11 protein-coding genes are annotated in these 12,552 nt (G+C 60.4%); 2 read left to right on the forward strand and 9 right to left on the reverse strand.

Translation table 11 applies throughout. The features are described 5' to 3' along the window. Positions 1-17 precede the first annotated feature (17 nt). Positions 18-1,394, reverse strand: coding sequence for an aminotransferase class III-fold pyridoxal phosphate-dependent enzyme (locus tag AC0L2P_RS06720; RefSeq protein ID WP_473500434.1), 1,377 nt, complete (start codon positions 1,392-1,394; stop codon positions 18-20). Positions 1,395-1,824: 430 nt separating this feature from the next. On the opposite strand from AC0L2P_RS06720, the gene AC0L2P_RS06725 reads away from it, so the two are divergent. After that, positions 1,825-2,514, forward strand: coding sequence for a haloacid dehalogenase type II (locus AC0L2P_RS06725; RefSeq protein WP_473500435.1), 690 nt, complete (start codon positions 1,825-1,827; stop codon positions 2,512-2,514). A 150-nt stretch (positions 2,515-2,664) separates the two neighbouring features. Here AC0L2P_RS06725 and AC0L2P_RS06730 read toward each other — a convergent pair whose 3' ends face one another. The 5 genes from AC0L2P_RS06730 to argE all read right to left on the reverse strand — a co-directional run bounded on the left by AC0L2P_RS06730 (position 2,665) and on the right by argE (position 7,799). Then, entirely contained in the window at positions 2,665-4,140 is a 1,476-nt protein-coding gene (locus AC0L2P_RS06730) for an NAD-dependent succinate-semialdehyde dehydrogenase (RefSeq protein WP_473500436.1), read from the reverse strand. Between the two features lie 18 nt (positions 4,141-4,158). Beyond that, positions 4,159-5,202, reverse strand: coding sequence for a tartrate dehydrogenase (locus tag AC0L2P_RS06735; protein WP_473500437.1), 1,044 nt, complete (start codon positions 5,200-5,202; stop codon positions 4,159-4,161). A 164-nt stretch (positions 5,203-5,366) separates the two neighbouring features. Then, the gene (locus tag AC0L2P_RS06740) at positions 5,367-5,723 is read right to left on the reverse strand and encodes a cupin domain-containing protein (RefSeq protein ID WP_473500438.1); all 357 of its coding nucleotides are present in this window, start codon (positions 5,721-5,723) and stop codon (positions 5,367-5,369) included. A 14-nt stretch (positions 5,724-5,737) separates the two neighbouring features. Continuing rightward, positions 5,738-6,661: a 2-hydroxyacid dehydrogenase gene (locus AC0L2P_RS06745; RefSeq protein WP_473500439.1), complete on the reverse strand. Its 924-nt coding sequence runs from the start codon at positions 6,659-6,661 to the stop codon at positions 5,738-5,740. Between the two features lie 13 nt (positions 6,662-6,674). Beyond that, on the reverse strand, positions 6,675-7,799 hold the full coding sequence (gene argE, locus AC0L2P_RS06750; RefSeq protein WP_473500440.1) for an acetylornithine deacetylase: 1,125 nt from the start codon (positions 7,797-7,799) through the stop codon (positions 6,675-6,677). A gap of 242 nt (positions 7,800-8,041) precedes the next feature. Here argE and AC0L2P_RS06755 point away from each other — a divergent pair, with 242 nt between their 5' ends. Next, positions 8,042-8,920, forward strand: a complete 879-nt coding sequence (locus AC0L2P_RS06755; RefSeq protein WP_473500441.1) for a GNAT family N-acetyltransferase — start codon at positions 8,042-8,044, stop codon at positions 8,918-8,920. Positions 8,921-9,595: 675 nt separating this feature from the next. Here AC0L2P_RS06755 and AC0L2P_RS06760 read toward each other — a convergent pair. The 3 genes from AC0L2P_RS06760 to AC0L2P_RS06770 form a co-directional block, all read right to left on the reverse strand. Further along, positions 9,596-10,633 carry a phosphatidylglycerol lysyltransferase domain-containing protein gene (locus AC0L2P_RS06760; RefSeq protein ID WP_473500442.1) on the reverse strand — a complete coding sequence of 346 codons (1,038 nt, stop codon included), beginning with the start codon at positions 10,631-10,633 and terminating at the stop codon, positions 9,596-9,598. 268 nt (positions 10,634-10,901) lie between these two features. After that, entirely contained in the window at positions 10,902-11,624 is a 723-nt protein-coding gene (locus AC0L2P_RS06765; RefSeq protein ID WP_473500443.1) for a glycosyltransferase, read from the reverse strand. Positions 11,625-11,731: 107 nt separating this feature from the next. After that, complete coding sequence (locus tag AC0L2P_RS06770) at positions 11,732-12,505, reverse strand: glycosyltransferase family 2 protein (RefSeq protein ID WP_473500444.1); 774 nt, start codon at positions 12,503-12,505, stop codon at positions 11,732-11,734. Between the last annotated feature and the right edge of the window lie 47 nt (positions 12,506-12,552).

The following is a 12,552-nucleotide window of genomic DNA, read 5'->3' on the forward strand; positions in this document are numbered from 1 at the left end:
TTCGGCGATGGCAATGATCATCCCTTCATCGCCGCCCGCACGTCTTTGTCTTCTAGGGTTTGATCCAGCGTCATCCGCGTGCGCTCGAGGATAGCATCGATGTCGTCGTCCGTGCAGCAGAGCGGCGGCGCATAGCCGAGGATGCCGCTGTTGAAGGCACGGATGACAAGGCCGTTCGCCCACGCGCGCTCGAAAATGCGGCGCCCCGGATCGGCCGCCGCGGGCAGCGGCGTCTTGCGTACCTTGTCGGTGACCAACTCGATTGCTGCCAGCATGCCGCGACCGCGAATGTCGCCAACCAGCGGGTGGTCGGCGAGCGAGCGAAGGCCTTCCATCAAGCGCTTCCCGGCCTTGCGCCCGTTCTCGAGCAAGCCATCTTCATAGAGACGCAGACATTCGAGCCCGACCGCCGCGCTCACGGGATGGGCCGAATAAGTATAGCCATGGCCGACGGCCGCTTTGCCGGCTCCGTCCGCGATCGTATTGTACACGCGGTCCGACATGAAGACAGCGCCCATCGGCACGTAGCCCGAGGTCAGTCCCTTCGCCGTGGTCATGAAATCCGGCACGACCTCGTCTTTCTCACAGGCGAAGAGCGGGCCGGTGCGGCCGAAGGCAGTGATAACTTCGTCGGCAACGAACAGAATGTCGTGTTCCCTGCATACGGCGTGCAGAGCCTTCAGCCAACCTGTCGGTGGAACGAGGACACCGCCCGAACCCTGGATGGGTTCGGCGTAGAAAGCCGCAACGCGGCCTGCGCCGAGTTCCGCGATTTTGGCCCGCAGGGCCGCGACCGATGCATCGATGATCGCCTGCGGGTCGGAACCGACGGGATTGCGATAGGTGTAGTGCGAAGGAATTTTGTGCTGCCAATCGTATGGCACGCCGAAACCCGCATGGAAGGCTGGGATCGCTGTCAGGCCTGACCCTGCCGTCGAAGATCCATGGTAGCCATACTCGACCGAGATGAACTGGTCCTTTTGCGGCTCATCCTTGGCATGGTAGTAATAGCGAATGAAGCGGATCGTACTGTCGACCGCGTCAGAGCCGCCAAGCGTGAAATAGACATGGTTCAAATCGCCGGGCGCCAGTTCGGCAAGCCTGGCAGCAAGGCGAATGGCAGGCTCGGATCCCAGCCCGAAATATCCCGTCGCATAGGGAAGCTCTCTCAGCTGCTTTGCCGCCGCCTCAACAACGCTTTCCTGGCCGTATCCGATGTTGACGCACCATAGACCGGCAAATCCGTCCAGCAGGGTTTTTCCGCTTGCATCGGTCACTGTTGCACCCTTGGCGGATTTGAGCACCCGCACGCCCGTCTCCTCGTGGCTCCGATAGCATGAAAACGGGTGAACCAGATGTGCGCGATCGAGTTCGATCAGTGAGTTTGCCAGCATTTCTTTCCTCCCGATTCAGCGTAGTGCCTGACTGACGAGAGCATAGGTTGGGTGTGGCTTGGTTTCATCCTTGAGCTCTTTTTCAGCGTGATCTGCTGCGCGGTCATGATTCATTCCGAGCCTGAATTCTCCTAGGCCGAAGATAGGCGGCCGCGGGCGGCAGTTCCTCCCGACCAGAACCTGAGCGATAGGCGTTTTGACTTTCCTATGTCGCCGGCGCCGCATCTTATGCCGATGCACGGCTGAAGGATCGCGCTCCCGCCGAAGCTCGAAACGAACTCAGGCGCAACTCTCTGCCAAAGCTCTCACGCAATACAAAACAATCTGCTTCAGGGCGCATCGAATGCGGCGACTAGTCTTCTCCGGTTCTCATTATGATCCTTGCTGTTAAAGGCACGCAGTGCCGACAGGATTGGAAGGATCGACGCCCATGACCCAGTTCAGACCGAAATACATTACCTTCGACTGCTATGGCACGCTGACCAACTTCGACATGGCCGGCGCGGCGCGGCGCGTTTATGGTGCGCGGCTATCCGCAACCGGGATGGCGCAGTTCATCAAGGATTTCTCGGCCTATCGCCTCGATGAGGTTCTTGGCGCCTGGAAGCCCTATAGCGAGGTCGTGCACAATTCCGTGGAGCGCGCCTGCAAGCGCAACAACGTGACGTTCCGGCCCGAGGATGCCCAGCGCATCTATGCAGAAATACCGACATGGGGTCCGCACACGGATGTCCCGGCGGGCCTGGCCAAGGTCGCCAAGGAGATTCCGCTGGTGATCCTGTCGAACTCCATGAAGAGCTTGATCATGTCGAACGTGGAGAAACTTGGCGCACCCTTCCACATGGTCATCACGGCCGAGGAGACCGGCGCCTACAAGCCGCATATGAAGGGCTTCGAGTACATGTTCGACAAGCTCGGCTGCGGCCCGGAAGACATCACGCATGTGTCGTCCTCATTCCGCTACGATCTCATGACTGCCTATGACCTTGGCATCAAGAGCAAGGTCTGGGTGAATCGCGGCCACGAGCCCGCGAACCCCTTCTACGAATACATCGAGATCAAGGACATCGGCGGTCTGGCCGGCGCCGTCGGACTGGAGCCTGTTCGGGAATTCGCCTGAACGTCTGTTTGCTGGCGCAGTCGCACCAGACTGAGGCACTCCCAAACGTTAATAATCACTGATCGCAATAGAAAAGGGGCGGTTTTCACCGCCCCTTTCTTGTTCAAGCGCTTTGGGTGCTGCAGGGGTTTCCACCTGCATACAAGACAACTAACTAAGCCCGCCAACATGAAGCGTCTTGACCTCGAGATATTCCTCGATGCCGAGCTGCGATCCTTCGCGCCCCACCCCTGACTGCTTGACACCACCGAAAGGCGCAACCTCGGTCGAGATCATGCCTGTGTTGAGCCCGACCATGCCGAACTCCAGCGCCTCGGCCACACGCCATGACCGCTTGAGGTTGTCGGTGTAGAAGTAGGCGGCAAGGCCGAATGGCGTACCGTTCGCGATCGCGATGGCCTCTTCGTCCGTCTCGAAGCGAAAAAGCGGCGCCACCGGACCGAAGGTTTCTTCCGACGCCAGAAGCATCTCGGTCGTAGCCTCTCCCAGCACGACGGGCCGTGCATATTGCTTGCCGTCGGGCACCGTCTCGCTTTGGGCGATGATCCGTGCGCCTTTCGCCTGTGCATCCGCGATGTGACGCTCGATCTTGTCGATCGCGGCCGCGTTGATCATCGGGCCGATCTCAGTGCCGTCATCGGTCCCTGCGCCAACCCTCATCCGCGCTACGCGCTGGCTCAGCTTTTCGGCGAAAGCGTTGTATACGCCTGCCTGCACGAGAATCCGGTTCGCGCAGACGCAGGTTTGACCGCCATTGCGGAACTTGGATGCGATCACCCCTTCAACTGCCTTGTCCAGATCGGCGTCGTCAAAGACGATAAAGGGTGCGTTGCCACCAAGCTCGAGGCTGAGCCGCTTGATGCTATCGGCCGCGCCACGCATGAGCAGCGCACCGACGCGGGTCGAACCGGTGAATGAGATCTTGCGCACCGTCTCGTTGGCCACCAGTTCGTTGCCGATTGCGATGGGCATGCCGGTCACAATGTTAATCACGCCGGCAGGGATACCTGCCCGTTCCGCCAGAACGCCGAGCGCCAGCGCCGAGAATGGCGTGAATTCCGATGGCTTGATGACAACCGTACAACCCGCGGCCAGCGCCGGTGCCACTTTGCGCGTGATCATCGCGTTGGGAAAATTCCACGGCGTGATGATGGCGCAGACGCCGACAGATTCTTTCAGCACTAGAATGCGACGATCGGCCGTGGGTGACGGAATCGTCGAGCCACCGATCCGGCGCGCCTCTTCCGCAAACCATTTCACGAAAGATGCGCCATAGCGGATTTCCGCCACCGCCTCGGCAACCGGCTTGCCTTGTTCCAGCGTCAGCAGGAGCGCGAGATCCTGTTCGTGCTGGCGGATGAGGTCGTGCCAGCGCTCCAGCAGTCCTGCACGCTCGGCATGGGTCTTCTTCTTCCAGCTTTTGAAGGCCCCAGCCGCGGCATCGATTGCCGCTCTCGTCTCGTTCTCCCCCATTGCGGGAACGGTGCCGAGAACACTTTGGCTGGCGGGGTCAATGACATCGACCGCGCCCTTCGTTTCCGCATCCCGCCAGACACCGCCAATCAGCGCCTGCTGCCGGAAAAGGTCGGAGTCGTTGAACATGCCAAGCTTCGTCATAGCATTCATGGTCTTTCCTCTGCTCTTTCAGCTTAATCCTGCCAGCACGGCCTGCGTGATTGCTTCAGTGCTGTCCTTGCCTGGGATCGTGCCAATCCCCCGCGCAGTTGCGGTCTCGATTGCCGACATCACTTCTGCCGCAGCCTGCCCCTCGCCCAGGTGCCCGAGCATCATCGCACCGGACCAGATCGCGGCGATCGGATTGGCGACGCCGAGATGCGCAATGTCGGGCGCCGAACCATGGACCGGCTCGAACATGGAAGGCGCGCTGCGATCGGGATTGATATTGGCGGAGGCGGCGTAACCCAGCCCGCCCTGAATGGCCGCTCCAATGTCCGTGAGGATGTCGCCGAAAAGGTTCGATGCGACGATTACGTCGAGGCTTTCCGGCGCCAGCACCATGCGAGCGGCAATGGCGTCGATGTGGTAGTGCGAGACCTCCACATCGGCATAGTCTTTCGCCACCTCCCGCGTGACCTCATCCCAGAAAACCATGGAGTGTTTCTGCGCGTTGGATTTGGTGACAGATGCGAGCTTGTTGCGACGCGCCCGCGCCTGTTCGAAACCGAAACGGATGATCCGTTCGACACCCGTACGCGTGAAGATCGCAGTCTCAACCGCGACCTCATCGGCCGTGCCGGAATGAACGCGCCCGCCGGCGCCGGAATATTCGCCTTCCGTATTCTCGCGGATGCACAGGATGTCGAAACGATCAGAGCGGAGCGGCCCCTGAACGCCCGGCAACAGCCGGTGCGGTCGTATGTTGGCGTACTGCGTGAACCCTTTCCGGATCGGCAGGAGCAGTCCGTGAAGCGATACTGAGTCGGGCACTTCCGCGGACCAGCCCACAGCGCCGAGATAGATCGAATCGAATTTTCGAAGTGTCTCGATGCCGTCTGACGGCATCATTGCACCGGTCTCCAGGTAGTAGGCGCACGACCATGGGAATCTTGTGTCATCAAGGGCGAAACCGCCCCGCTTAGCCGCCGCCTGCAGCACCTGCCATGCCGCCTGCGTCACGTCCTTGCCGATGCCATCGCCGGGGAGGAGCGCTATCTTGTAGATCTTCATTGATGGAGGTCCTCGTTCGCACTAGCGTCATCGGAACAATAGTGGACCGCCCGCCGCATTTTCCGTCGAGGACGAGCCGCCCGACGGCGTCGAATCGCGTCGGGTGGGACTTGGAAAGTCGATTGTTCTGAACTGCGCGCGCTATTCGGCCTTGAGCGTTAGGCTTAGTCGTAAACGCTGACGTAGATCTTGCGCACGGTTTCGATCGTGCGCCAGACGCCGACGAAACCGGGTTTCATCACAAAACTGTCGCCGGTGCGGTAGGTCTTGGTCTCACCGCCCTTCTCCTCGATTTCGACGAGACCCGAAACGATGTGGCAGAACTCCCAGGTAGTGCCCTTGATAGAATGCGTCTCGCCGGGCGTCGCCTCCCAGACGCCGGTCAGAACTTTCTCACCTTTCGAGGCATCTTGCGCCCAGGTCTTGAAGGATGGATTGCCGGAAATGAGCCGCTCCGGAGCCGGTAATGCCTCCTTCGGCGCGAACCCTGGAGCTGTGTCGATCGTGATCAGAAGTGACATGTGATGTTTCCTGGTTAGTAGCCGAGTGTCCGATCGACGAGGCCGATCAGTTCTTCTCCGGCGCGGTGGCGCCGGATATTGTCGACGACGGATTGCGCCGCCGTATGCGGTTGCGTCGCCGAGGCGATGTGCGGCGTTATCATCACCCTCGGATGCGACCACAGCGGATGGTCTTGCGGGAGCGGTTCTGGATCAGTGACATCAAGCATCGCCGCAGATACGTGACCGGTGTCGAGCGCGTTGATCAGCGCGGCCTGGCCTAGTTGCGGACCCCTGCCGACATGCAGCAGCTGCGCCCCGACGGGCAGTAAGTCGAAGAACTCTGCATCGAGCATGCCGTGCGTTTGTTCCGTGAGAGGGAGCAGGCAGACGAGAATATCCGTTTGCTTCAGAAAGCCCGCGAGTTGGTGCGTGCCGTGAAAACAGGCGACGTCCTCGATCCGCTTTTCGCTGCGGCTCCACCCGGCAAGCGGAAACTGGAACGGCTTTAAGCGCTCGATAGCCGCGCGGGCCAGCATGCCAAGGCCGAGAAAGCCAACCCGGCGATCGGCCGCCTGTCGGGCGACAATCGGTTGCCAAAGGCACCTTTTCTGCTGCTCGAGATAAGCGGGCATCTCCCGGTGGAGCGCCAACACGCCGAGCGCGACGTATTCCTGCATCATGCGTATGATGCCGTCCTCGACCATGCGCACCAGCTTCACGTGGCTTGGCACCACGTCCTGCTTGAACTGGTCGACCCCCGCTCCGATGGAAAAGAGCACTTCCAGATTGCGGTAGCGCGACATCTCGTCCGGCACTGTCCAGGTGATGAGATAGCGCACCCTCTCCGGCTCCATCTCGTCCCCTGAATGGAAGAATTCCAGATCCGGGAGCTGGCGCGCAAATATCTCGCGAAAGACCGCAGCACGCGCGGTATCGGAATTGAAAAGAAACGCCATGACCGCCCCTCCCTCAGGCCGCAAGACGCGCGCCGAGCCCCTCGATCATCTTCCGGCAAGCGGCGAGTTCACCAATCTCGATATATTCGTCGGCACGATGAGCACGCCCGATGTCGCCAGGGCCGCAAATGATCGCATCGATGCCGGCCTGCTGGTAAAGCCCTGCCTCTGTGCCGTAACTGACCGCTGTGAGCGGCTCCTGACCCGTGAGCTCCGTCAGAACGGCCGCCAGCTCGCTCCCGTTCGCGGGCGCAAGGGCGGGATAGGTGCTCAGTTCGTGCCACGCCACATCGAAGCCGCTGTCTCGCAGGGCGAAAAGCCAGGCCTTGACCGGCTCAAGCAGGGAGGCTGGAGGAACGCCGGGCACGGCACGCGCCTCGATATCGGCGGTGCAGTGGCCAGGGATGATGTTGACCGCCTGTCCACCGGCGATGACGCCCACATGCAAGGAAGAATATGGGGGCTCGAAATTTTGATCTAGCGGCCCGTCGGCGAGCGATTGGCCGTAGGCCACGGCGTGCGTGATGACGCCGGCCATGGCGTGCACGGCATTGAGTCCGAGATCGGGGCGTGAGGAATGGCCGGATCGCCCGATCACCTCGAGCCGCGCGGCCGCCTTGCCCTTGTGCGCGCGCACAGGCTGCATCCGGCTCGGCTCGCCGACAATCGCGCCAACCGGCCTCTCGCATAAGCTCGGCAACGCGGCCAGGAGATGCGGCACACCACGGCACCCCGCTTCTTCGTCATAGGAGAATGCGAGATGAACTGGCTGCCGCAGGTTCATCGCCGCAAGTGCTGGGAGCGCGGCCAATGCGCAGGCGAGGAAGCCCTTCATGTCGGTGGTGCCGCGGCCGTAAAGCCTGCCGCCCTCGCTGCGCAGGACGAATGGGTCCGAGCTCCATTCCGGCTCGCCGGCCGGCACGACATCCACATGTCCGGAGATGATATAGCCCCGACGCTGGCGCGGGCCGATCGTGACGAAGAGGTTGGACCGGTCGCCCTCGGGACCGGGTAGAACCGTCACCTCGGCTCCGGCTGCCTGACAGTAGTCGCGGATCCAATCGACGATCGCGCCGTTTGGCGTGCCCACAACAGAGTGAAATCCAATCAGTTTCGCGAGGATTTCTTCCACGTTCATGGCGGTCCGCTCTGCTCGCACATTATCACCGGGTGCAAGCAGCCTATCCGCAGCCGGCAGTGTTCCCTGCCGAATTGCGTCGTGCTTTGGCCGAAGATTGCGAAAAAGCACCTCGAACCAGCGAAACCTGCTGGCTTTCCCGTATAATGCTGCGGCAAAAGAGGCATGTCACGACGTGGCGATCGATAACAGGATCAACACCACGTGCCTTGCGCATTCGTTGAAGGAGCGGATCGACTGAGATGCAGAGATCAGTACGCCTGAAATCCTTCGAACTGGCCGCGCGGGACATCAATGATGTCGACGTTGAGCTGCTGCACGCGCTGTCGATCTCGGTTCGCTGGCCGCATCGGCCCAAGGACTGGAACCTACTACGTCGCGCCGGCCAAGGCATCGTTGCCGTTGATGGTATTGGACGCGTTTTCGGCAGCGCGATGTGGTTTCCTCAAGGGGACGATTTCGCCACCATCGGCGTAGTGATCACAACGCCCCGCACGCAAGCGCAAGGAGGCGGCCGATGGCTCATGGACTTGGTGCTCGAGCAGTGCGGCAATCGCAACTTGGCACTCAATGCTACCCATGCTGCGTATCCTCTTTATGTCTCACTCGGTTTCACGACCGAGGCGACTGTATACATGCGCCAGGGGGAGGTCCCACAGACACTCCCAACAATGCCGGCCCTGGACGGTCAATTGCAGGCGCTATCGAGCGACAGGCTGAAGGAGATCACGGCGCTGGATACGCGCGCGTTTGGGACAAACCGGGAGAGGCTGCTCGCGTTGCTCGCAGCCGACGCCTCAATCTACACTTTGAGCCGCGGCGGCGAGATCGTCGGCTATTCCATGTGTCGCGAGTTCGGACGTGGCCATGTGATCGGCCCCATGGTCGCGCGCAACGATCCAGACGCGGTCCATCTCGCAGCTGTCCATCTGAGAAATCTTGCAGGACGGTTCGCCCGACTCGATACCCGGGAGAAGGATGGGGTGTTTGCCGCATTTCTCCAGCAGTGCGGCCTTGTCATTGCCGAGACCGTTACGACCATGTCCAAAGGGCTCCGATTCCTGAACCGGGAAGAAAACAGACCATGGGTTTATGGATTGGCCGGCCACGCCTTGAGCTGAGTACATAATCAACACCGCTGAAAAGCGCCGCTGGCAGACTGTGGGGTGGTGCCGTTCCCAACCCTTGTCGCCTTGGCGTTGGCATCTCTGGTTTGCCGTTCGCTTTGGGGCGGGCAATTCTTTGTTCGGACCTATCCACCATGCATGGCCGGCGGATGCATCACAGGCTCACTTATCAGACCAGAAAGTAAGGGCTCGGAAGTGCGGGCCAAGCACAGATGCTACGCTTCGCTTGCGGCATAGTTGATCGACGTGATCGGCAGTCCGCTGCTTCGGTGTTGTCATACAACTCACGCGCTAACCCACGGCAAAACATTTTGCGCGACAGACGGCGGGGGCAGCTCCTGCGTCCGTTGACAGTCGTCATGCTCGGTTGGAGGATGAGGAAGGTCAACGGCGATAGCCATACGGGAAGGCAATGGTCCAACCGCCAGATACCGGACACCGTCCTGGCAGCGTCGTAGCGGTCATCGTCATTTGTTTGATCATCGTTGCTTTGTTCTACATAGGCTTCAGATACTCAAGGCCGGGCCAGGGTACTCTCGTTATTCCTGGCGGTACGCAGCAGCAACCGTGAATTCGCCCCCGGCGCGCCGATGCGGAGCCGTTCTCGGACTACCAAAGGTGCCCTGGCGGGACTGGGGGCCCCGCAGAATGGTCCGACTCCACCAAGCACTAGACCGCCCTGATCAGCCGGAGCAGAGAAAGTGCTTCGAAAAAGGTTCCCTTGCGAAAGGCGAGATAGGTCGGCGCTTCGACACCGTGGAACCGGCGCTTGAAGGCCGCCTGACCCTGCAGGTTGAAACGGGTGCGATTGACCCACGGCGATTCATAGGCGCGCTGGAAGGCGCGCCGCCAGAAATCATTTTCGGCAAACCCGCTAGGTCCGACTTCGACAAGCGGCGACAGGCCGAGGGTGACGACGGAAACACCTTCGTCGCGAAAGCGATCGACCGCGAATTTGGTCAGTCCGATCTCGGCATGCGCCGAGGCATCAATGTGCTTGCGCTTGAACGAGGTCGTGTAGCCGATGACCTTGCCGCCACTGAACAGCGGATCGAAATCCAGCAAGGCGACGAGCTCTCCATCCGGACCGTGCAGGACGAAGCGGCGCATGTCGACGCCAAGGTGATCGGCAAAAGGCCTGTTGAGAAATCTCATCTCCCAGCGCTTGACGATGCGGTCGGCCCGCCAATTCTGGGAGAGCCTGGCAATCTCGTCGAGGAAGACGGTCCCGTTGTCCTCCGCGAAGGAAAACCCCTTCCTCAAGAGCCAGCGTTCGGAATAGCGCACTGTCTCATTGCGCTTTCCGGAAAAATCGTGGCCGGGCAGGACAAGCCTGGTGTCGACGCCGAGGCGGTTGACCTGATAGCCAAGCCCGGCAAGCACACGCGCCGTCTGTTCGCTGATCTGCACGAACCACGGGCTGTCGGTAACTTCGATGAAACGTCTGATATAGTCGCGCCGATCGGCCGGATCAGCTACTGGATCACCGAGCGCGAAATGATGTCGCGTTTTGCTGCCGTAAGCGATGTAGCCCTGGGCATCGCCGAAGTAATGAAGCCCCTTCTGCACGGCGGTCGAATAGGCAAGGGAAAAATCGCCATAGCGACGAACCAGCGCCAGGCGCTCGACATGGTTCAGCTGCAGCCGCGGTATTTTAGGCCCGCAGTTTTCCAGGAATTGATCGAGGCGTCTTCGCAGTGACGGCATGGTCGACATTCGCGTGCCGGCTAGGCCGATGAAAGAGCTGACGGACCCCAAACCGATCATATTGCCGCGAGCTGATCCTGATCGCAGGGCGGCATGATTACCCGGCCGGAACTGCCAGATTCCTAGGCGCAATCTGCCAACGGTCCGGCACTAAGGCGGCACCACGCATTGTTGCCGACGCCCAGCCTGACGGCAGGTTGCTGCTGCGCCCTTGGCGACACGAAAATCAATGCCATTTTCGGAAGCGCCCAGGTCACCTGGCAAGCTCTTATCGAACCGCGCTCTGAGAAGATTCTGCTTGATCGGAAGCCAGGAACTCGTCGCGTTCTGCTATCCACAAATCGGCGTAGTCGACATTCTGCCACTCGGCAAACCACGGGCCGCCGCTGGTATAGTGGACCGCCTTGGGTGTGCCGACAGCAGGCTTTTCGTTCCAGCCCTCGAGCCAATTCCACTCTACCGGCAATGAACCCAAATCTTTGTCGGCAACCCACTGCATTCGGTGAAGATAGGCGCCACTTTCCTGATTCACGACCTCTGGCGTGAGCGATTTGACCGAAGGATGCGCGCAATTGAACAGCATCAGCGACGACCAGTTTTTCCGAGGATAGGACGTCTGGGCCACGCCATCCATCTTGGTTGTGGCCTTCGGCGTATAGTCATGCTGGACGCAATAGACCGCCTTGTCCGAGTCCGCATACTTCAGCAGGCCTGCGACGTCACCAAGCCACAGGAAATCGCAATCGCAAAACAGGGCCCAACCCGTGTAGTCGGCGAGAAAGGGCGTCAGAAAGCGCGTGTAGGTGAACTCCGTTGAGGCGAGCGGATCTTTTTCCCGCCAGTACAGCCCGCGGGCACGCATCTCGTCCTGTTTGATCGGAATGACGGAGACAGGCGCCGACGCATGTTTGAGCAGCGACTGCCGCGCGACGTCGTACGCGATCGTCTCACGGCTGTCCCATCCGATAAATACCCTAAACGCATCAGTCATATTCACTACCCTGGCTTTCGATTTTAACGGTCGTACACTAGCTAGTTGGCGATGGCTCGGCAACAATGGCGGTCACCAAGCCGGTTTCTCACAGATTTGTCCTGGCCTCAGCCTTGCTTTTTTGGGGGGACCTGGCCTCGCATTCCCAATGCGACACGCGCCCATTTCTGATAGGTGTAGCTGGCCGAATACGCGGCCACCATCGCACCAATGGAACCGTCCAGAAATCCCAGCCGGAAAACATAGCTGCGCACATAAGCCCAGACGGAGCGCAAGACCGCCTTGCCTATCGAGCTTTTCTTGCCCTCGGCAAGCAGTTGCGCGGCGGACGCCTCTGCGTACCGGCCGATCTTGTCGTGGGCATCTGCCAGGTTGGTGATCGAGTCATGCTCGATCGGCTGGGATAATCGGCTGACGTTCCCGTTCACCAATACCTTCTCGTGCACGGTGTCGTCGCTGAAGCGCCCGGAGCGGCGACGGAAGAGCCTGAGCACCAGATCGGGCGACCAGCCGCCATGGCGGACAATGTGACCGCAAAAGCGCGATCTTCTCGGTATTTCGAAGCCGTCATAGCCTTTTGAGTCGGCGATTGCGGCCCTGATTTCCGCGCCGAGCGGCGCCTCCACCCACTCGTCGGCATCCAGCGAGAGGATCCAATCCCCCGTTGCCACGGCCAGCGCACGGTTTTTTTGCGCGCCGAAACCGGGCCAATCGACGGTCGTCAGAACCTTTGCCCCCAGATCACCGGCAATCTCCCTGGTCCTGTCGCTGCTGTTGTTGTCGAGAACGATAATCTCATCGGCAAAATGGACCGACCGAAGGCATTGCGCGACGGACGCCTCCTCGTTGCGGGTGATGATAATGACCGAGAGCGCCGGCACGGTCAGAAGGTTCCGGCATCAAAGCTGCCACTGTCATTCGAATGCAT

The sequence above is a fragment of the Mesorhizobium sp. WSM4836 genome (assembly GCF_055811815.1).